This is a genomic window from Peptococcaceae bacterium 1198_IL3148, from assembly GCA_036763105.1.
Lineage (GTDB): Bacteria > Bacillota > Desulfotomaculia > Desulfotomaculales > Desulfohalotomaculaceae > JBAIYS01.
This window is the reverse complement of sequence record JBAIYS010000009.1, coordinates 17550-36983: the sequence shown is the minus strand read 5'-3', so window position 1 is coordinate 36983 and position 19434 is coordinate 17550. Positions and strand designations below refer to the sequence as shown.

Here is a 19434-nt window from a genome sequence, read left to right as displayed (position 1 = left end):
ACAGAATGTAGTCCATACTACAATTCAAAACAGCAATACTATGATAAAATTAATGATAAATAAATTGTGGGTATGGACGTGAATGTTACCACGATTACAAACGGCCACCAATAATAAATAATTAGGCAATTACATCACAATGGATACCAGCAAAGCCAGTTTCGGAAATTTGAAGCTGGCTTTTGCAATAACCATGATTGTTTGCACAAAGTTAGGAAACAATGTAATATTAAGTACAAATAACTATGACATGTTAGAGGGGTGTTTTATATGGTTTATAATAGAAATGATTATCTTTCTACATCACCTTGGTTAAAATCGCAATTTTTAGGGGGCACCTTATTAAATAATGAAGATATTGATTTTATAAAACAAATTGGGGATAAAAAACAGTTTGTCAAAGGGGCTGTAATGCTACAAATTGGAAGCAGGGGGGAAAATATGTTTTTTATTCATCAGGGAACGGTTCGTTATACCCTGTTAAGCCCCGAGGGTGTGGAGAAACCAGTCATTTACGTTACCCCAGGGGGTTTTGTGGGCGAGGAAGCTTTTTTTCACAAACAGCCGATTTTGTATGATGCTGTGGCGATGGAATTTACTGAAGCCACAATAATTAACCAAAGGAACTATTGGGATATGGTTTCCCGACCGGGTGTAGCCCATATTATGCTAAAATCTATGGGCATTAAGTCTAGAATTATGGCTACCCAAATAGAAGACTTAGCATTCCGTACCACTGTGGAAAAGGTGGCACGCTTGCTTTACTGTCTGTTGGCTGAAAATGCAGGGGTAAAAGCTGCCACCAATAATCTCAGTGTTACCCAACAGGAATTGGCCTCCCTTGCCGGTGCCCATCGGGTTTCAACCACCAACGCCATTACTCAATTAAAGAAAGAAGGGCTGATTTCGGTTAATTCGGACGGTACAGTAACGGTTGAAGATATAAAAAAATTAAGAATAAAGGGCTTTGGTGAATAAATGATTGACGTTATATACAAATAACATTTATAATTGGTTGAAAAGTGGTAAATATTTAATACAAACGTCTTTGTTTTAAGTATTGGGTAAGGAGATGTTATTTGGTGGCATATATGTTAGTGGTTGATGACAATGCTGGTATTCGTCAGTTGGTTGAAATGATTTTTACTGACAAAGGTTATGAGGTGGAAACAGCCACCAACGGCTCGGAAGCAATTGCTAAGGTAATGGAGCGATGTCCAGATGTTATTTTATTAGATTATAGAATGCCGGGCCTGGATGGCTTTCAAACCTGGGAAGCGATTCAGAAAATTCATCCCAATATTCCAGCAATTATGATGACTGGTTATGGTGAGAATGAAATACAGCAAACCGTCAAGCAAAGCATAAAACACTTTGTTACCAAACCCTTTTCCATAGAAGATATCTATCAACTGGTTAACAGAATATTAACTGAACGGATTGCCTAACATTAACGCCCTGCAGAACTGAACTGCAGGGCGTTAATGTTTCTCTATCATTTTGGCTAAATTTCACTAACAATCTGCAGAATTTACAGAACTTTTGGTAATACTAAACTATCAGATTTTAGGGGGGATTGCCATGTGGGAGGGTTGGTCGCTAGCCAGAATAATTTTAATGTTTACCGGGGTGCTATTATTGGTGGTTTCGGTTCAAGTTACTTTATTTCATTATCGGCAAAATTTTAGACATTGGGCCATGTGGGGACCGGTAATTGGCGCCCCGGTAACCGGTGTGTTGGCCATCATGATGGCGCTTTTTAATATCGGTTGGCTGCAACCAATTTTAGCAGTTATTTTAGTGTTGGACGTGGTCAGTGGCTTAGTGGGCTTTGGCTATCATTTTGAAGGGGTAGGGGAACGGGTGGATGGTTATCGAATGCAAAACTTTCTGGTGGGACCGCCGGTAACTCTGCCGTTAATGGTATCGGCAATGGGCGTTTTGGGATTGCTGGCCTTATACTGGAGGTGGTAACATTGCCCAGTCATTACACTAATTATGATGTGATGAACTTGGCCGATGAGTGGGATGACCATACTAAAAAAATTGTTACTCAACGGTTGGCGCCCTTTCCCACTCCCGGTGCACTGAACGAAGCAGAGGTCCGCACCGTTAAAATTATTGCTAGTCACCTAATCTATGATGATCGTGATCAAGTGTTGGCTTACATAGTGCATCACTTAGATAGCAAATTGAGCGCAAAAACCGGGGAGAGCCAAAGGAAGGTTGGCAGTCCCAAGGAGCGGGACTTAATTCTTCATGGTTTAAAGGCGTTGGATTTGTTAGCCCAAGATTTGTATCAGCTACCCTTTGCCGAGGCAGATACCCAAGCCCAGTTGAATATGTTGGAGATGTTGCAGCAGGGACAGGTACCACAAATAACCGACTGGAGCCTTTGTCCACCCAAGGAGTTATTTAAAAAACTATTATCAATTATTGTGGATGCCTATTACTCCCATCCCATCATTTGGTCGGAAATAGGTTACGGTGGCCCAGCTTACCCCAGAGGTTATGTGCGGGTGGAATTGGGTTTAACGGACCCTTGGGAGGCGAAAAAAGATGGCCAGTAGAGATAAAGTCAGACATAATTATGACCATTACGACGGGCATCGTTATAATGATTTAAATCATAGAAAGTACGCTGATGGCGCCGACGTTTGTATTGTTGGTGCCGGCGCTGCCGGCGGGGTGTTGGCCTATGAATTGAGTAAAGCTGGCCTTAAGGTAGTGGTGGTCGAGGCAGGGCCTTATTGGAATGTGCAAACCGATTTTGCCAGTGATGAGTTGTCCATGAGCCAGCTGGCTTGGCAACAAACCAGGTTGGTCTCTGGAAAGGATCCGTTAGACTTGGGCCATAACCTGACCGGTCGTGGTGTGGGCGGTGGCACCGTTCACTTCACCGGGGTGTTTTTCCGCTTTCACGAAAGTGATTTTGTGGTCAAGACTTTGGATGGGGTAGCGGACGATTGGCCCATCAATTATCAAGATCTGGCCCGTTACTATAGTAAAATTGAACGGGATATTGCCGTCTCGGGACCGCGACAATTCCCCTGGGGTTCATTTAGCGGGCCTTACCCTTACCCGGAACGGGAGCCCATCAGTGCCAATTCTCAGTTGTTCCGCAAAGGCTGTGAAAAAATCGGCATTAAAAGCACGGTGGCGCCGCTGGCAATATTGTCGGCCCCCTTTGAGGGACGCCCCCCTTGCATTAATCGGGGTTTTTGTAATCAAGGGTGTTTGCCCAACGCCAAGTTCAGTACGCTAATTCACCACATTCCCAAGGCGATTCAATGGGGCGCTGAGGTGTTAAGCGACTGCATGGTGACACAGGTTGAGGTGGATAAGTCCGGCAAAGTCAGTGGGGTGTTGTTTAACCACCAAGGCAAAGAATATCGCCAGCGGGCCAAAATTGTGATACTATCGGCCTTTGTGGTGGAAACACCGCGGCTGCTGTTAAATTCTGCTTGTCCCCAGTTTCCCGATGGGTTGGCCAACAGCAGTGGTCTGGTGGGCAAAGGCATTATGGTCCATAGCAGTCCCGATGTGTATATGAAATATCATCAGGAAGTACGTTTATATAAAGGCACCCCGGTACTGGCAGTGACCCAGGATTTTTATGAAACCGATAGCAGCCGCGGCTTCGTCCGGGGTTATACCCTAAATGCCCATGGTTCCAGACCGGTGGCCATGGCCAGCGGCTTAGCTAACCACGCCAACATTTGGGGTAAAAGGTTGCGGGATATTATGCTCAACTACAACCATTACGCCCGGGTAACGGTGGTGGGGGAAGTTTTGCCAAACTTAGATAATGCCGTGACATTAAGTGACGAAAAGGATGAATATGGTTTACCCCGGGCACAGGTCAACTTCAGCTATGGGGAAAATGACAATAAACTAATTGCCCACGCAGTGGATAAATGTCAACAAATATTAGAGGCGGTGGGCTGTACCGACCCAATTATAGTACCGGACACCGCCCATTTGCTGGGAGGTTGCCGCATGGGCAATGACCCAGCTAAGTCAGTGGTCAATGGTTTTTGCCAAAGTCACGACATCCCAAACCTCTATATCTGTGACGGCAGTGTGTTTGTCACCTCAGGGGGTGGCAACCCCACCGAAACAATTATGGCCATTGCCGCCCGGACGGCTGACCATATTGTAGGCAGGATTTAAAGGAAAGTACCAGCCCTTAATTGAATATAAACTTGAAGTTTATGTAGAGGAGGGCTTGTATGTCAACGGATTTAATAGCGGTATTAAATCAGCTACAAGCTGAAAAGCCTGAAGTGGCCCAGGCAATTGGTAATTTAAGGACTACAGTCATCAATAATTCAACTCTGGATGAAAAAACCAACGGACTGGTGGCATTGGGTATATCAGTTGCCACCAAAGACCCTAGTGCGCTAGTGGGGCATATTAAATTAGCCCAGCAGGCTGGAGCCAGCAAAGATGAAGTTGTTAGCTGTATATTGCTGGCCACTCCAGCAATCGGTGTACCGGCCACTTTAACCGCACTGGCAACGGCTTGGGATATTTATAAATAAAGATGGTTTGGAAACAGCCATAACGGGTAATGCTGATAGAAACATTATTACATATGGAGGGAAAATAATGTTAGAGTATTTGCCCTGTGGCTGTGCATCCAATCCGGTGACCAATTTTGTTGAGATTAAAGAGGCAATCATGGCTGGCAATACCGTTGCCATAGATAACCCTAAAAATCCCCAAGCCAACATTCTTTACCTACAGCGCAGTGACCAAGGGAATATTTTGTTATTGCAACAAAAGCCATCGGGCACAGGGGATTATACAGAGATTACCCTAGATCTGTGCTTATCCATCTGTCGAAACCTATGGACCCGCGGTTGCGATTTCTCTATTGGCGAAGGACATTTTAAATTAAAGCCTGTGGAAGAGGTTTAATACCGGTGGTGTGTCCTATATGCGCAAATGCCAGTGGTTTTTGCCCTTTCTTCACGAAAAAAGGTTAATTAAAACCCCGACACCTGCTGCTAAGCGAACGACATATTCAAAATTGTTTCACTCAACCCTATTTTTCCCCTTCTCCTTAGCCAAATACAAGGCCTGGTCGGCACTGGCTAACAGGTGTTTTTCTTTTTTACCATCATTAGGCCACTGGGCAATGCCCACCGAAATGGTAAAGGGCGGGTCGGCTACTTTGGCTAATCGGTGCTTAATTTTTTCTGCCACTTTTTTGGCATCCTCCTTGGGGGTGTTGGACAATAAAATCATAAACTCATCCCCACCAAAACGGGACACGGTGTCTGTGGGAGGGATGGCCCCTTTAGCAACTTTAACAAAGGTTTTTAAACAAGCATCCCCCACCCCGTGGCCATAGGTGTCGTTGATTTTCTTAAAGGAGTCAAAGTCAATGGCTAACACCGAATGAACCGCCTGTTGGTTGCTGTTCTCTGTGAGAACGCTAAATCGGTTAGAAAACTCCATGCGGTTAACCGCCCCGGTTAGATAATCATAAATGGCGGCTCGAGCCAACTTTTTATTGGCTTGCTCCAAATTGTGGGTACGTTCACGCACTCGCTGCTCTAAAATAACATTGCTTTTTTCCAACTCTTGCCGTATATTCACCAACTGTTGGTAGGGCCGTTTAACATTATGAATGACAATGGCGGCATAAATTAAACAGAAGCTGGCAAAGCGAAATAAGTGACCCAATACGTTGATGGCACCGTAGTAAAGGGTAAAACTTAATTCACTAAAGACAAAAACAATTAAAGATAAAATAACCAGTTCTAAATAGGTATTTAACACTCGCTTGTATAGAAAAGCATAGCCAATAATGGTGAACACCAGCAGAATAATAATTGCATACTCGCTAAAGATTTTAGCGGTTGTTTGGCCCTGTTCCACACTATACATGGCGGGATATAAATTGGGCATGACAGTAACACTGCTTAAAATAAACACCACAATACCTAAGGTAAGGGTAAGCATAAAAAAGCGCATGCAACCGTTTAACCTAAGTTTTTTATCATAGAGAAACAGTGCCACCAAAAAGGTGGCCACCATCACAAACCGGCCAATAATATGGAATAAAGTGGCGTTGTTGGGACAGGGAATAGAGAACAGAGTGGCGGGCATGCCTTCATAACTATACAAATGCATCCAATCAATTAAACCTACAGCCAAAAGACCCAGACCAATAAAATAACTGTGATATGATAGGTTATTCATATAGGAATATGAAGTGACGGTAAATGTACAAAGGGCAACAAAGATGCAGAAAAACTCAATGGTGATGTGGATGGTGTGAAAGGCTTCTGTGGTTAAGGTGTAATCGCTGGTGGAAATATTGGCGCCAATTAAAATTAAATATGAAAAAGATAATAAAATCAACAAAGAGATTTTCCACCGAAAATTTGTCATGCGCAGGTTTTTTTCCGTTAGCCCCATGGCTAGCACCCCCTAAAAATTATATATAATACCATAATATGTAAAAAAAATTAAGGGGTGAAAAAAAGCCGGATATTCCGGCTTTATTGCTCTTGCAATGCACTTACTGGTACTTCACTCACTTTATCTGTATCTAAGTTTTTAACTACCGCGGTATTTTTACTTTGATTAACATCCTCAATCCAAATCGAATTATTTTGATAAGTGACTTCAATGGTATTTTGTGAATGTAAAATCTCTGTGGCCCTTTGGGCATCCATAGTCATTACCTCCTTTGGCTTAGTATGAAACCTATAGAAAAATTTATGTATTCATCCAAAAGGATAAATTTTTTGCACTTTTCTTAAAACATGATATGAATCATATTTTTTTAAATATTACCATGGTAAGCTAAAGTTACCAAATAGCAGGCAAATTATACTAAGCTAATACTAATGAGGAGGGGTTAGTGAATGTTTTGTAACCAATGTGAACAAACCGCAAAGGGTACCGGTTGTACTGTAATGGGTGTTTGCGGTAAGAAACCAGAAGTGGCTGCATTGCAAGATTTATTGTTGCATGCCATTAAAGGGTTATCTCTATACGCAGATGCCGGTCGAAAAGTGGGAGTAGTTGATATCAAGATTAACCGTTTCACTTGCGAAGCTATGTTTAGCACTTTAACTAACGTGCAGTTTGATGCCACCAGATTACAGCAATTAATTAATCAGTGCGTTGCCTATACCAATCAACTTAAAGAAAAAGTTGCTGCCGCCGGTGGCAATACCAACTTTGCTGATCCAGCGGCCAGCTTTGTGCCGGCTGCTAATTTAGAAGAGTTAATTAAACAAGGTGAAGCAGTGGGTATGGTCAACCACCACGATGTGGCTGAAGATATCCAATCACTACAGCAAATACTTGTTTATGGCCTCAAAGGGGTTGCAGCCTATGCCAATCACGCCTTTATTCTGGGTCAAGAGGATGATGTGGTTTACGCTTTTCTGCACCAAGGGATGGCTGCACTGACCAATAAAGAGTTGGGACTAAATGACTGGGTAGGCTTGGTGTTGAAGTGCGGTGAAGTAAACCTGCGCACCATGGAATTGCTGGACGCCGGCAATACCGGTACCTTTGGTCATCCAGTACCCACCGAAGTGCCCCTGGGGCATAAACAAGGTAAATGTATCCTAGTATCCGGTCACGATTTGGAAGATTTATTGGAGCTGTTAAAGCAAACCGAGGGTAAAGGCATTTATGTATATACCCATGGTGAAATGCTACCTGCCCATGGTTATCCAGAACTAAAGAAATACAGTCATTTCTATGGCCATTATGGTACCGCATGGCAGAACCAAAAGAAAGAGTTTGCCCAGTTCCCCGGCGCTATCCTGATGACCACCAACTGTATTCAAGACCCCAAAGCCTATATGGAAAACATCTTTACCACTGGTCAAGTGGGTTGGCCCGGGGTAAAACATGTCACCAAAGACCAGTTTGGCGAAGTGATTGAGCGGGCTTTGGCAATGCCAGGATTTGCAGCCGATGAAGACAAAGGAACAGTAATGGTCGGTTTTGCCCGCAATGCGGTATTGGGTGTAGCAGATAAAGTTATCGAAGCGGTTAAAGCCGGAAATATTAAACATTTCTTCCTCGTCGCCGGTTGTGATGGTGCTAAGCCGGGTCGCAATTACTACACCGAATTTGTAGAGAAAGCTCCCCAGGACACCGTTGTGCTCACTTTGGCCTGTGGTAAGTTCCGCTTCTTTGACAAGAAATTAGGTGACATTGGCGGCATCCCAAGATTACTGGACGTTGGTCAATGTAACGATGCCTACTCAGCCATTCAAATTGCGGTGGCACTGGCCAATGCCTTTGAATGTGAAGTTAACGACCTACCATTGTCTATGGTATTATCTTGGTACGAGCAAAAGGCAGTGGCCATTCTACTGACCCTGCTGTACCTAGGCATTAAAGACATTCGCTTAGGGCCTACACTGCCAGCATTTATTACTCCAAATGTATTAAATGTACTGGTGGAAAACTTTAACATTATGCCAATTACCACCGTAGATGAAGACATGGCCGCCATTTTAAACAAGTAATAGACGTGTAAGCTGATATAAAAACCCCCTCTGTTTGACAAAAACAAAGGGGGTTTTCTTAGTTATTCAGCACCGTAACCGCCGTAATAACCGCCGCCACCATAGCCGCCGCCACCATAGCCGCCGTTAAAGCCACCAAACAGCAAGAGGATTAAAATCAGAAATACAATAAAGGAATTTCGATTTCCTCCTCCGAAACCGCCTTGGTAACCACCCATAATATCGTCCTCCTTTGCATAATTTTGCTTATTGGTATACTCTCATGTTAAAATATGGAAATCATAAAGATTTTGTTACTAATTTTACCAATTATTATTTTAAAATAATTGAAAACTTTTTCTGTGCCCAGCGGGTATATACAGTGAGTACAGAAAGGAGGGCAGCAATTGGAACAAAAAATTATCGCCCAAGTTAAAAAAGGTGATCAAAAGTCTTTTAAGCTGCTTTACGAACTATATGCAGATTATGCGTTAAGAACGGTTTACTCCATCACCAAAAATAAATATGATGCTGCAGACATTGTGCAAGAAACCTTTATCAAAGTTTATAAAAATATTGATACCTTTGATGAGGGCAAACCCTTTAGGCCTTGGTTTTATAAAATATTAATTAACGAGTGTAATCGTTATTTAAGCTGGAAAAATAAAAACGGTATTAGCTGTGACAATGTAGAGGAGCATATAAACAATGCTGTAAATCCCTTTAATGAGCGCAACCGATATGACGACCTATATCAGGCGCTTTCAGGGTTAGATGATATTTATCGCCTACCGATTATTCTTAAATACTTAAGTGATTTGTCTGAAAAAGACGTTGCCCAAACACTAAATCTAAATATCAATACATTAAAGTCCAGATTATTTAAAGGTAGGCAAAGGTTAAAGGAACTATTAAGGAGGGAAGCCAATGCATGATGATAAGTTCGATCAGCAATTGAAACAATCGCTGGAGAAGAATACTGACGAAGTAGCTGCTCTCAAAGAGCAAACCTGGGAAAATATTGAAAAACAATTATTTAATACAGACAGTAAAGGGGCGGAAAAATCAGTGAAAAAGAGCGGTAAAAGATTAATCACCGCCATCTCATCGGTGGCGGCAGCGGCCTTAGTGGTATTGGTGCTAAATACTCAACCGGGCCATGCCATAATTCAAAATATTAAAGAGATATTTTTACCGGAGAAAGTGGTGGAACATAATATTGAGGGGCAAACAGAACAACGGAATGTAACTTTAGAGGAGAGTAAAACCGCAGATTATTTGATTTATGTGGATGAAGAATACTATAAAATGGTATCAGAAAATGGGGTGGACAAAATTGTGCCTAAAAATCCACTGCCAGAAAACTATCCCGCTGTCTATATGCAGATTGAGCAATTTAAAGATCGGAGCAGTGAAGATTTAGCAGCCCAGTTGGAAGCAAGCTTAGAAGATGGTTATCAACTAAGGGCGGCCCAAGAGATTAATGAACCGGTGGTGGGAAAAGAAATCAGAGCCATTGGTGGCACCGGTGGTCAAAGTGGCAGTGATCCGGTGGTTAAGTATTATGTGATTGATAACCAATTGGGCGGCAGTTTTGTCATCGAGCAACGCTATTTCTTAGAGGCGGCAGAGGGACACGGGGCCAGGTTTGATCAAATGCTGCAGGAATTTTATGTGGTATCGCCTGACAGTAAATAGATTCAACACAACCCCCTCCAATATAACCAAAGCTTATAACAACCAGTTGATGCAACGATTATAATAAAATGTTATTTTACTTATAACAATATGTGTGGTATGTTAAAAATTGGTTAGAAATAATAAATATATATAAATTTGGAGGGGAAGTTATGTTTAAAAGCAAGGTTTTGAACCTGTTATTAATGCTGGCCTTGGCTTTATCATTGTTAGTGGGCTGTGGGCAAAATGAACAACCATCAGCAGAACAAGCTAAAGACACTGCGGCCCCAGAACAGTCAATTAAAATTGGTGGTTCCAGCACGCTGGCCCCGGTAATTGCCCAGTTAGCCAATGAATATACTGAGGAATATGGCACCTGGAACAAAGTTGATGCCAGTCTGCCCGAGGAACCAATTGTGATTTTTGTTTCCACTGGTGGCTCCGGTTTTGGTGTTAAGTCTGCCATTAATGGCACCTTTGATATCGGTCTGGTTTCTAGAAGTATAAAGGACGAAGAAAAGGAACAGATACCCAATGGTCAGTTAATCAAAGTGGGCACCGATGCGCTGGCCATAGCAGTTAATCCCGAAAACCCAGTTCTGCAAGTAAAACCCAACTTGACCACCGAGGAACTAAAGGGTATTTTTGCTGGCGAAATTAAAACTTGGAAGGAATTGGATCCCCAGTTGCCAGACAGACAAATTGTTTTAGCCATCAGAGATTTGGGTGGCGGTGCCAGTGAAGTATTTGACACTACTGTTATGCAGGGCACTCCGGTGGCTAAAGAAGCCATTCAATTGCCATCCATGGGGGCACTGGCGGGTAAAGTAATGGAAAATGTTGATGCCATTGGTTATGTATCCACCGGCTTTGTTGACCAAAATCAAGGGAAAATTGCGGTGTTGAGCATTGACGGGGTAGAACCCACCGATGAAAACATCGCCTCGGACCAATATAAAATTTCTCGCCCGTTAATTATGGTTACAAAAGATCAGCCCACCGCCCAACAACAAAAGTTTATTGACTTTGTAATGTCCGCAGAGGGTTTGGCAGTGGTCAAAGAAATGGGCTTTGTACCTGCTAAGTAAATAGAAATATTTCTGGGTAGTTGGCTTTCAACTACCCATCATTATTATTGAGGTAATGGCGATGAAAAATAGACTTGTTAAAATAATTTGTTTCTCTGTGTCCAGCTTGGCAACGTTACTGCTGCTGGCTATTGTCGCTTTTATGGTTAAGGAAAGCTGGCCAGTTTGGCACTCACTGGGCGTTGGTGCAATTGTTACTGGCACCGACTGGCACCCGATGGCAAACCCGCCCCAATTGGGAATTGGGACGATGATTTTGAGCACCCTTTGGTCTGCACTGGGAGCCATTATGCTTGCTACCCCCCTTGGTTTGGGGGCAGCGATATTTTTGGCTGAGTTTGCCCCTCCTTGGTTAGCCAGGTTAATTAGGCCGGTGCTCAACATTTTAACCGGCATCCCCTCGGTGGTCTATGGCTTTGTGGGTGCGGCGGTGTTGGTCAAGTTCTTTGAAGTGTCCTTTGGGATGCCCAGTGGTGAATCACTATTTTGTGCCTCGCTGATTCTTACTGTAATGGTGTTACCATATATTATCACCAATTCCGAAGCTGCCCTAAGGGCGGTACCCAATCAGTACCGAGAAACCGCCTTGGCGGTGGGGGTATCTAAACAATATCTCACCATTAAGGTGTTGCTGCCCTTGGCTAAAAAGGGACTGGTGGGGGCAATAATACTGGCCTTTGGTCGGGCAGCGGGGGAAACAATGGCTGTTTTAATGCTGGCTGGCAACACTTTGGTGCTGCCAACATCGTGGTTTAGCAAGGGCGAGCCGTTGTCGGCCTTAATTGCGCTAGAGTTGGGAACGTCAGTGGTGGGCAGTGCCCATTACCAAGCATTGTTTGCTGCCGGTTTGGTATTATTAGTCTTTGTCACGGCCATCAACATCCTGCTTAACGTAATTAGAAACGGTAAAAGAAATGTGGTGAGTAAGCGTTGAAGCCACGGCGCTGGATAGATATAATTTGGTTAGCATTATTTTGGGCAGCGGGACTGAGTATGCTGGTCATTTTGCTCGGTATTATTGGTTATTTAACATACCGGGGTGGCTCGGTACTATCGCTGGAATTTATCACCTCATCCCCCAGCGGCATGCCCTTGGGGGTTGAAGGCGGTGTATTGCCAGCCATTAGGGGTACATTATATTTAGTTTTGGTGGCCATTATTACTGCGGCATTACCAGGGGTAATCACCGCGGTGTACCTAGCTGAGTATGCCGAAGAATCAAAGTTTAAGACCATGATCAATCTGACGGTGCAATGTATGGCCGGGGTGCCATCTGTTGTGACCGGGTTGTTTGGCTATGCCTTTTTTGTTATGTGTCTGGGATTTGGTATTTCTTTACTGGCCGGAGGGCTGACCCTGGGGATTATGATATTTCCACAAATTGTGGTCACTGCCAGAGATGCGCTACTGAGCGTCGATGAAAAGTATCGCTTGGTGGGGGAAACACTGGGGGTGTCCCGCTGGTATATGCTAGTGCGGGTTATCTTGCCCCAAGCGGCATCGGCCATTGTGGGCGGCATCCTACTGGCCATGGGTTATGCAGCGGGTGCCACCGCACCGATCATGGTGACGGCAGCAGTAATTTCCGCTAATTCCTCTGGGGCTTTGCTGGAACCGGTGATGGCTTTGCCATACCACTTATATATTTTATTTACTCAGCAAATTTCCATTGAGAATGCTTACGGCACCGCATTGCTGCTGGTGCTGCTGTTGCTTTTTATCAATGTCATTACCTTATGGCTGCGCAGGGGGCTTAGATGATGTCTATTACAATAAGTAATTTAAAGGCTTGGTATGGTAATAGTGAAGTATTAAAGGATATTAATGTGGATTTTAAACCCCGAACAGTTACCGCCATTGTCGGTCCATCGGGATGCGGCAAAACCACATTATTAAGGAGCATTAATCGCACCGCGGAATTAGCCCACAGCTATCGCTGTGGTGGAGATATTAGGTTAGATAATGAAAGTATTTTTCAGCAAAAAAATGTAGATAATATTCGGCGCCGGATTGGCATGGTATTGCAGACACCGGTGGCGTTGCCGTTAAGTATCAAAGAGAACGTTATTTTTGGCACCCGTTACCACGGGGGTAAAAATAAGACTGAATTGAATGCGCTGGCAGAGAAATGCCTTAAACAGGCGGGTTTATGGACAGAGGTAGAGCATAAGTTAAACTGCCCAGCCAGTGAGCTTTCCGGCGGGCAAAAGCAGCGGCTCTCCATTGCCCGGGTGTTGGCAGTGGAGCCGGAAGTGTTGTTATTGGACGAGCCTTGCTCCAGCTTAGACCCGGCGTCCACTCAAATCATTGAAGGATTATTGGTGGATTTAGCGAAGGAATTAACAGTGATTTTAGTTACCCATAATCTTTTTCAAGCCAAACGGGTGGCGGCGGAGACCATCTTTATGATGGACGGCCGGGTGATAGAACAGGGGCTCACAGCTAAATTGTTTGACCAGCCCCAGCAACCGGAAACCGCGGCCTTCTTTAATGGCTTAACCTGGTAGCGATAACGATGTGGGGTGGATTTATTTGATTAACGTAGCTGTTCCCGGTGTGGGTAGTCTTTGTTTAAAGCATTTGGTGCTTGATTATAATGGCACCATAGCCTTTGATGGCAACCTATGTCAGGGGGTGGAAGCGGCTTTAAACTTGTTGGCTGAGAAGATTAAAGTCTACATCATCACAGCGGATACCTTTGGCACCGTTGCTGAGATGTGCAAAGATATTGATGGCGAGGTGACGGTGTTAACCAGCGCCAATGGCACTGAAGAAAAAGGGCGCTTTGTGGAATCCTTAGGGGCCGCAGGTGTGGTGGCCATTGGCAACGGAGCTAACGATAGTTTGATGTTAAAAAAAGCCGCTTTGGGCATTGTGGTGATGGGCAACGAAGGGGCCGCCGTCAAAACAATTATCCAGGCGGATATTGTGGTGCAGGACATTAATGATGCCTTAGGATTATTGCTAAATACCCAAAGACTGATTGCCACATTAAGAGTATAAATTGTCATTCTAAAACCCCCTTTCAATAATATCCTTATTATAAAGGGGGTTTTACTGTGCTTTCTCCCAGTTTAGAGGATTATTTAGAAGAGATCTACCGCATCAGTGAACGGGGTGAAACCGTTAGGGTAACGGATATCGCCGCCTGTCTTAATGTCAGCTTACCTTCGGTAACTAAAGCATTGCATCGGTTGGACGAGGCTAAATATATAAATTACCGTCGCTATAAAGATATTGTGCTAACTGATAAGGGTAAGGAATTTGGTCATTTTTTAGTTAAAAGAAATCGCATTATTCAAGACTTTTTAACTTTAATTGGCTCTGCCTGTGACGTGGCTGAGGAAGCGGAGGCAATGGAGCATTATTTATCATTGCCTACGCTAACCGCCATTATGAACTTTGTGAAATTTACTGAGCAGCATCCCACTTTGCTGACCGAATATAAAAGGTTTTGTCAGCAAGAGCAAGGAAAAAGATAGTTTACACCCAGCCCAGGCCACTAGCCAGTTGGGCGATGACAAAACATACCGAACAGGCAACGACCAATGGGATGGCGAAAGCCAAAGCGGTCCATTTAGCACTTTTTGATTCTTTGGCAATGGTCAACAAGGTTGTGGCACAGGGGTAATGCAGTAGTGAGAATAACATCATACATAGGGCAGTAAGCCAAGTCCAGCCATGCTCCACCACGAATAATTGATGTAGCGCTGTCATGCTGTCCAATTCTAACATCGAGCCGGTGGCCATGTAGCTCATAATTAATATTGGCAACACAATTTCATTGGCCGGCAAGCCTAAAATAAAGGCCATCAATATAAATCCGTCCATTCCCAACAGTTGGCCAAAGGGGTTTAAAAAGTTGGCACAGTGGGATAACATGCTTAAGCCGCCCACGTAAGTATTGGCCAGTAGCCAGATGATACCACCGGCTGGGATGGCCACCACAACGGCCCGCCGCAATACAAACAGAGTGCGATCAAAAATCGAACGAACAATAATTTTTCCCACCTGCGGTTTGCGATAAGGAGGTAATTCCAAAGTAAATGATGAAGGAATACCCCTTAAAAGGGTTTTTGAAAGTAACCAGGATACCAAAAGTGTTGTGACAATGCCTAATAGTACCACACCGACTACAATCGCGGTGGCACCAATGGTACTGCCCATCCCCAAGATCAATAAACTGGCCAGCATGATTAGCGTCGGGTAACGACCGTTGCAAGGCACAAAGCTATTGGTCAACATGGCTATCATCCGCTCCCGGGGCGATTCAATAATCCGACAGGCGATAATGCCGGCGGCATTGCAACCAAAGCCCATGCTCATGGTCAGTGCCTGTTTACCGTGGGTACCGGCTGCCTTAAAGAATCTATCGAGGTTAAAGGCTACCCGGGGCAAGTAGCCCATATCTTCCAATAATGTAAAACAAGGAAAGAAGATGGCCATTGGTGGCAGCATTACTGACACAACCCAGGCTAAACATCTATAGACACCTTCCACAAAAAAGCCGTTAACCCAAGGGGGTGCATTGAGCGCCATGCATAAGTCAGTCAACCTTTCTTGAACCCAAAACAGGCCCGTTGCCAACAGTGCCGATGGGTTGTTAGCCCCTGAAATGGTAAGCCAAAAGATCATCCCCAGCAACAATAACATTAATGGAAAACCAAAAACCTTGGAGGTGAGAATATCATCTAGGGTTTTGTCCCAATCTATTTTTGGCTTTTCCTTTTGTTTGACCACTCTTTTGGCGATTTCCTCAGCATTGTTATATATATTGACCACAATGGCATCGTTAAAATTGCCATTGTTTTTGCTTAAGTTTTTTGCATCATTTAATAACTCATCTAGACCAGAGGTAACCAATTGGCTCATGCCAATATTTCACCTCCAACTTTTCCTTGGGGATGTTTTCCGTTGGAGAGATATTCTTTTATTTTTTCTGTCACTGTAAGATCATTATCCAAAAACCTAAGGGCTAACCAACGACTGTTAAACTCTGGGCCCACTAATTTTTCTACTTTAGGTTGTAGCCAATTGATTGCTTTTTCAATCTCAGGGCTGTATCTAACTACATATGGTTTTGGTTTAACGTTGCCCTTGGTCACCTCGGTTATTTTAGTAACTAACTTATTTAAACCCAGACCATTTCTGGCGGCGGTTGGTACCACCGGTACTCCCAATTCGCTGGCTAAAGTATCTATATCCACGCGAATCTTTTTCCTTTCGGCTTCATCCATTAAGTTTACACAAACAATAACCTTAGGGGTAATTTCTAACACCTGTAATACTAAATTGAGATTTCGCTCCAAACAAGTTGCATCCACCACCACCACCGTGGCATCTGGTTTGCTAAAGCATAAATAATCCCTAGCAACCTGTTCTTCCACTGAATTAGCCAGTAAGGAATAGGTACCGGGTAAATCCACTAACTTATAGACCATACCCTGGTTAATATATTTACCTTCGGCCCGAACAACGGTTTTGCCCGGCCAGTTGCCGGTATGTTGATTTAGGCCGGTTAAGGCATTGAAAACAGTGCTCTTACCTGTGTTGGGGTTACCGGCTAAAGCGATCACATAATCTACTTTGGATACATGTTCTTTCATAAAAATTTCTTTAGTGGCGCCACTGCCACATGCTTGGTGAGTTAGGCCCATTGCTACTCCCCCTTAAATATCCACTAATATTTGACAAGCTTCTTCTTTCCGAAAGGCCAGGGTGGCTCCCCGGATTTTAAAGGCTTTGGGATCTCCGGTGGGGCTAACCCGAATACACTCCACCTTTGTACCGGGAGTTAATCCTAAATCCAACATTCTTCGCCTGGTTAAGCCTTCGGCAATAATGGAATTAACAACCGCTGATTTGCCAATGGGTATGTCATATAAGCTGATAATATTGGTGTTGTTTGGCATAGCATCATCTCCTTTTTGTTAGATGAGATTAATTAAATTAGCTAAAGCTAACAATTAGTTAGTAAATAGCCTCGGCGTTTTAATTAATACTGCTAACAACAATTTATGATGGTTTTTATCATTGTGTTACATTCATAGAATATTTAATTACCATCATTTCAATAATATTTCTTAAAATTGTTGAATAAATACAAAAAATTTTGTACAATGTTAATGTGCAGAGCATTGTTAAATATTAACTGCAACGGACAATATGACACCTCGTAAATATCACATGGTAAAAAAACAGAGGAGAAAAAATGGAGAGAGGGTAAGTAATGTTTAAAAGTATTAGAACAAAACTAGTGATAATAATTACTTTAACCATGTTGGTCAGTCTAAGTTCTGTAGTGTTAATAAGCTCATCCTTAATGGCAGACGATTTAAAATTCAAAATTAACCAAGACAATCAGTCTTTAAACGATGCCTTAAAGGCGGACATAACTCTATTTATGAAAAACAATATTAATATTGTTAACAGCGTAGCTGAGACTGAGATGATGAAAAATGTGGACGAGCCTAAAATTATGGATTTATTTGAAGGGATAATTAAAAGTAATCCCGATATTTTAAAAATTTATTATGGTTTTCCGGAAGAAGCTCGCTTGGTTGGCTATCCAGTACATGACATGGCACCAGATTATGATTCTCGACAGCGCCCTTGGTACATAGAGGCAGTTGCCCAGGACCAAATGATTATTACCGATGTATATATTGCCAAAGCAACTCAAAAACCAGTGGTAACGGTGGCCACACCAATAAAAGGTGACGATGGCAGTTTAAAAGCTGTTTTAGCAATTGATATCGCATTAGATACCATAACTGAGTTCGTAAAAAGCAATAGTAGTAGCGGAACAGGTTATTCTTTTATAACTGATAACCTAGGGGTGGTAATAGCCCACCCAGACAATCAACTGATTGAGAAACAAGAGAAATTTGACCAGTATGATTTTGTCAAAAAAGCTTTAAACGGCGGCAGTGGTTATCAGAGTGCAAATTTTGACGGTGAAGAACGGTTAGTGGCTTATTCTAATATGGATTTAACAGGTTGGGGTGTGTTTTCTCAACAATCCCAGGCTGAAGCCTATCAACAGGTGGAAAAGCTAACATCAATTAGTTTTTTTGTGGGACTGGTGGTATTAGTACTTTCAATTATTGTAACAATCTTGGTAATCAATAGAACAACTAAGGCAATCAAAGAAGTCACCTATGGCGCCCAGGAATTAGCCTCTGGCAACCTCAATGTAAACATCGAAGCCACCGGCAAGGATGAGGTTGGTTTATTGGCAGTATCGTTTAACACCATGGCCCGACAGCTCCGTGAACTTGTTGATAAAGTTGTTGTAGCCGCAGATCGTTTGGCCACTTCCAGCGAGCAGATTGCCAGCAGTTCCGAGCAGATAAATAATGGTGCCACTGATACTGCTACCACCATTAATGAAATGGCTTCAGGCATTGCCAGTGTAACGGAGAATGTGCAACATGTGGCGGGATCTGCCAAAGATGCCAGCGATAAGGCTCAAAAGGGACAAGAAAAAATGGCTGAAATGACAGAGCAAGTTAATGTGTTGGTGGAAAGTACTAAAGTGGTGGGTGAATCGGTGCAGAAAATGAATGAGCGCACCCAAAACATTGGACAAATTGTGGATATTATTACCCAAATTGCCGGACAGACTAACCTGTTGGCATTAAATGCCGCCATCGAAGCTGCTAGAGCGGGAGACGCCGGCAAAGGTTTTGCAGTTGTCGCTGATGAAGTGCGCAAACTGGCGGCTCAATCGGCCAATGCGGCTAAGGATATTCAGCAAATGATTAGTGATATTCAAGATGTGGCCAACACCACAGTACAAACAATGGAAGAGGAGGCAGCAACCATTCGACATGCTGTTCAGGTGGCCAGTGATACATCTGCAATGTTTACCGAAATCACCTCAATCAATAACGGGTTAGCAGAAAAGGTTGAACAGGCAGCTGCAGCAGTTGAACAAATGTCCGCAGGCATTCAAAATATGGCTGCCGTTGCCGAAGAACAGTCCGCCATCAGTGATCAGACAAACGCTGCTATTCAACAACTAACAACAATGACCCAAGAATTAAAACTAGCGGTAAATAATTTTAAAATAGAAGAAAACCATGATGTGACTTCCGCAGAAGATGTAGATAGTAATTAAACAGTTATATAAACAGCCTGGGTTCAGTTACCTGACACAGGCTGTTTAATTT

23 protein-coding genes are annotated in these 19434 nt (G+C 43.3%); 17 read left to right on the top strand and 6 right to left on the bottom strand.

All coding sequences use genetic code 11. The annotated features are described in order from the left end of the window. Positions 1 to 270 precede the first annotated feature (270 nt). From V6C27_09655 to V6C27_09625, 7 genes are all read left to right on the top strand, one after another. Positions 271 to 978, top strand: coding sequence for a Crp/Fnr family transcriptional regulator (locus V6C27_09655; protein MEG6616678.1), 708 nt, complete (start codon positions 271 to 273; stop codon positions 976 to 978). 113 nt (positions 979 to 1091) lie between these two features. Then, on the top strand, positions 1092 to 1448 hold the full coding sequence (locus V6C27_09650) for a response regulator (GenBank protein MEG6616677.1): 357 nt from the start codon (positions 1092 to 1094) through the stop codon (positions 1446 to 1448). A gap of 133 nt (positions 1449 to 1581) precedes the next feature. Further along, positions 1582 to 1974 carry a hypothetical protein gene (locus V6C27_09645; protein MEG6616676.1) on the top strand — a complete coding sequence of 131 codons (393 nt, stop codon included), beginning with the start codon at positions 1582 to 1584 and terminating at the stop codon, positions 1972 to 1974. After that, positions 1968 to 2570, top strand: coding sequence for a gluconate 2-dehydrogenase subunit 3 family protein (locus V6C27_09640; protein ID MEG6616675.1), 603 nt, complete (start codon positions 1968 to 1970; stop codon positions 2568 to 2570). The genes V6C27_09645 and V6C27_09640 overlap by 7 nt, the downstream gene beginning before the upstream one ends. Beyond that, positions 2560 to 4173 (top strand): GMC family oxidoreductase, encoded by a 1614-nt coding sequence (locus V6C27_09635; protein MEG6616674.1) that lies wholly within the window; start codon positions 2560 to 2562, stop codon positions 4171 to 4173. The genes V6C27_09640 and V6C27_09635 overlap by 11 nt, the downstream gene beginning before the upstream one ends. Positions 4174 to 4232: 59 nt before the next feature. Then, entirely contained in the window at positions 4233 to 4544 is a 312-nt protein-coding gene (locus V6C27_09630) for a carboxymuconolactone decarboxylase family protein (GenBank protein ID MEG6616673.1), read from the top strand. A 67-nt stretch (positions 4545 to 4611) separates the two neighbouring features. Beyond that, positions 4612 to 4923 (top strand): hypothetical protein, encoded by a 312-nt coding sequence (locus V6C27_09625; protein MEG6616672.1) that lies wholly within the window; start codon positions 4612 to 4614, stop codon positions 4921 to 4923. A gap of 117 nt (positions 4924 to 5040) precedes the next feature. Here the strand turns inward: V6C27_09625 and V6C27_09620 are convergent, their stop codons facing one another. Next, entirely contained in the window at positions 5041 to 6432 is a 1392-nt protein-coding gene (locus V6C27_09620) for an MASE3 domain-containing protein (GenBank protein MEG6616671.1), read from the bottom strand. Positions 6433 to 6515: 83 nt separating this feature from the next. Next, positions 6516 to 6692 (bottom strand): H-type small acid-soluble spore protein, encoded by a 177-nt coding sequence (locus tag V6C27_09615; protein ID MEG6616670.1) that lies wholly within the window; start codon positions 6690 to 6692, stop codon positions 6516 to 6518. A 192-nt stretch (positions 6693 to 6884) separates the two neighbouring features. On the opposite strand from V6C27_09615, the gene hcp reads away from it, so the two are divergent. Next, positions 6885 to 8513: a hydroxylamine reductase gene (hcp, locus tag V6C27_09610; GenBank protein MEG6616669.1), complete on the top strand. Its 1629-nt coding sequence runs from the start codon at positions 6885 to 6887 to the stop codon at positions 8511 to 8513. Positions 8514 to 8575: 62 nt separating this feature from the next. On the opposite strand, the gene V6C27_09605 is transcribed toward hcp, so the two are convergent. Then, entirely contained in the window at positions 8576 to 8731 is a 156-nt protein-coding gene (locus V6C27_09605) for a hypothetical protein (GenBank protein MEG6616668.1), read from the bottom strand. A gap of 168 nt (positions 8732 to 8899) precedes the next feature. Between V6C27_09605 and V6C27_09600 the strand changes: the two genes are divergently transcribed. The 8 genes from V6C27_09600 (at position 8900) to V6C27_09565 (ending at position 14742) form a co-directional block, all read left to right on the top strand. Then, positions 8900 to 9427 carry an RNA polymerase sigma factor gene (locus V6C27_09600; GenBank protein MEG6616667.1) on the top strand — a complete coding sequence of 176 codons (528 nt, stop codon included), beginning with the start codon at positions 8900 to 8902 and terminating at the stop codon, positions 9425 to 9427. Beyond that, positions 9420 to 10190, top strand: a complete 771-nt coding sequence (locus V6C27_09595) for a hypothetical protein (GenBank protein ID MEG6616666.1) — start codon at positions 9420 to 9422, stop codon at positions 10188 to 10190. The genes V6C27_09600 and V6C27_09595 overlap by 8 nt, the downstream gene beginning before the upstream one ends. A gap of 152 nt (positions 10191 to 10342) precedes the next feature. After that, the gene (locus tag V6C27_09590; GenBank protein MEG6616665.1) at positions 10343 to 11260 is read left to right on the top strand and encodes a phosphate ABC transporter substrate-binding protein; all 918 of its coding nucleotides are present in this window, start codon (positions 10343 to 10345) and stop codon (positions 11258 to 11260) included. Between the two features lie 61 nt (positions 11261 to 11321). Further along, on the top strand, positions 11322 to 12194 hold the full coding sequence (gene pstC / locus V6C27_09585) for a phosphate ABC transporter permease subunit PstC (protein ID MEG6616664.1): 873 nt from the start codon (positions 11322 to 11324) through the stop codon (positions 12192 to 12194). Next, positions 12191 to 13021, top strand: a complete 831-nt coding sequence (gene pstA, locus V6C27_09580) for a phosphate ABC transporter permease PstA (GenBank protein MEG6616663.1) — start codon at positions 12191 to 12193, stop codon at positions 13019 to 13021. Before pstC ends, pstA begins: the two co-directional genes overlap by 4 nt. Continuing rightward, a complete protein-coding gene (locus V6C27_09575; protein MEG6616662.1) occupies positions 13021 to 13767 on the top strand; it encodes a phosphate ABC transporter ATP-binding protein in 747 nt (248 codons plus the stop codon). Before pstA ends, V6C27_09575 begins: the two co-directional genes overlap by 1 nt. A 25-nt stretch (positions 13768 to 13792) precedes the next feature. After that, the gene (locus tag V6C27_09570; GenBank protein MEG6616661.1) at positions 13793 to 14263 is read left to right on the top strand and encodes an ATPase P; all 471 of its coding nucleotides are present in this window, start codon (positions 13793 to 13795) and stop codon (positions 14261 to 14263) included. Positions 14264 to 14319: 56 nt separating this feature from the next. Next, a complete protein-coding gene (locus tag V6C27_09565; GenBank protein ID MEG6616660.1) occupies positions 14320 to 14742 on the top strand; it encodes an iron dependent repressor, metal binding and dimerization domain protein in 423 nt (140 codons plus the stop codon). Between the two features lies 1 nt (position 14743). On the opposite strand, the gene V6C27_09560 is transcribed toward V6C27_09565, so the two are convergent. From V6C27_09560 to V6C27_09550, 3 genes are read right to left on the bottom strand one after another with little or no spacing between them, the layout of a single operon-like run. Continuing rightward, positions 14744 to 16132: a nucleoside recognition domain-containing protein gene (locus V6C27_09560; GenBank protein MEG6616659.1), complete on the bottom strand. Its 1389-nt coding sequence runs from the start codon at positions 16130 to 16132 to the stop codon at positions 14744 to 14746. Beyond that, a complete protein-coding gene (locus tag V6C27_09555) occupies positions 16129 to 16917 on the bottom strand; it encodes a FeoB small GTPase domain-containing protein (protein ID MEG6616658.1) in 789 nt (262 codons plus the stop codon). The genes V6C27_09560 and V6C27_09555 overlap by 4 nt, the downstream gene beginning before the upstream one ends. A gap of 12 nt (positions 16918 to 16929) precedes the next feature. Beyond that, on the bottom strand, positions 16930 to 17172 hold the full coding sequence (locus V6C27_09550) for a FeoA family protein (protein ID MEG6616657.1): 243 nt from the start codon (positions 17170 to 17172) through the stop codon (positions 16930 to 16932). Between the two features lie 317 nt (positions 17173 to 17489). On the opposite strand from V6C27_09550, the gene V6C27_09545 reads away from it, so the two are divergent. Next, on the top strand, positions 17490 to 19382 hold the full coding sequence (locus V6C27_09545; GenBank protein ID MEG6616656.1) for a methyl-accepting chemotaxis protein: 1893 nt from the start codon (positions 17490 to 17492) through the stop codon (positions 19380 to 19382). The last annotated feature ends 52 nt before the right edge of the window (positions 19383 to 19434 follow it).

What these genes read in the sequence shown, in the direction of transcription:
- V6C27_09655 (MEG6616678.1), top strand. Translation starts at nt 271, where the DNA reads ATGGTTTATAATAGAAATGATTATCTTTCTACATCACCTTGGTTAAAA.
- V6C27_09650 (MEG6616677.1), top strand. Translation starts at nt 1,092, where the DNA reads ATGTTAGTGGTTGATGACAATGCTGGTATTCGTCAGTTGGTTGAAATG.
- V6C27_09645 (MEG6616676.1), top strand. Translation starts at nt 1,582, where the DNA reads ATGTGGGAGGGTTGGTCGCTAGCCAGAATAATTTTAATGTTTACCGGG.
- V6C27_09635 (MEG6616674.1), top strand. Translation starts at nt 2,560, where the DNA reads ATGGCCAGTAGAGATAAAGTCAGACATAATTATGACCATTACGACGGG.
- V6C27_09630 (MEG6616673.1), top strand. Translation starts at nt 4,233, where the DNA reads ATGTCAACGGATTTAATAGCGGTATTAAATCAGCTACAAGCTGAAAAG.
- V6C27_09625 (MEG6616672.1), top strand. Translation starts at nt 4,612, where the DNA reads ATGTTAGAGTATTTGCCCTGTGGCTGTGCATCCAATCCGGTGACCAAT.
- V6C27_09620 (MEG6616671.1), bottom strand. Translation starts at nt 6,432, where the DNA reads ATGGGGCTAACGGAAAAAAACCTGCGCATGACAAATTTTCGGTGGAAA.
- V6C27_09615 (MEG6616670.1), bottom strand. Translation starts at nt 6,692, where the DNA reads ATGGATGCCCAAAGGGCCACAGAGATTTTACATTCACAAAATACCATT.
- hcp (MEG6616669.1), top strand. Translation starts at nt 6,885, where the DNA reads ATGTTTTGTAACCAATGTGAACAAACCGCAAAGGGTACCGGTTGTACT.
- V6C27_09605 (MEG6616668.1), bottom strand. Translation starts at nt 8,731, where the DNA reads ATGGGTGGTTACCAAGGCGGTTTCGGAGGAGGAAATCGAAATTCCTTT.
- V6C27_09595 (MEG6616666.1), top strand. Translation starts at nt 9,420, where the DNA reads ATGCATGATGATAAGTTCGATCAGCAATTGAAACAATCGCTGGAGAAG.
- V6C27_09590 (MEG6616665.1), top strand. Translation starts at nt 10,343, where the DNA reads ATGTTTAAAAGCAAGGTTTTGAACCTGTTATTAATGCTGGCCTTGGCT.
- pstC (MEG6616664.1), top strand. Translation starts at nt 11,322, where the DNA reads ATGAAAAATAGACTTGTTAAAATAATTTGTTTCTCTGTGTCCAGCTTG.
- V6C27_09575 (MEG6616662.1), top strand. Translation starts at nt 13,021, where the DNA reads ATGTCTATTACAATAAGTAATTTAAAGGCTTGGTATGGTAATAGTGAA.
- V6C27_09560 (MEG6616659.1), bottom strand. Translation starts at nt 16,132, where the DNA reads ATGAGCCAATTGGTTACCTCTGGTCTAGATGAGTTATTAAATGATGCA.
- V6C27_09555 (MEG6616658.1), bottom strand. Translation starts at nt 16,917, where the DNA reads ATGGGCCTAACTCACCAAGCATGTGGCAGTGGCGCCACTAAAGAAATT.
- V6C27_09550 (MEG6616657.1), bottom strand. Translation starts at nt 17,172, where the DNA reads ATGCCAAACAACACCAATATTATCAGCTTATATGACATACCCATTGGC.
- V6C27_09545 (MEG6616656.1), top strand. Translation starts at nt 17,490, where the DNA reads ATGTTTAAAAGTATTAGAACAAAACTAGTGATAATAATTACTTTAACC.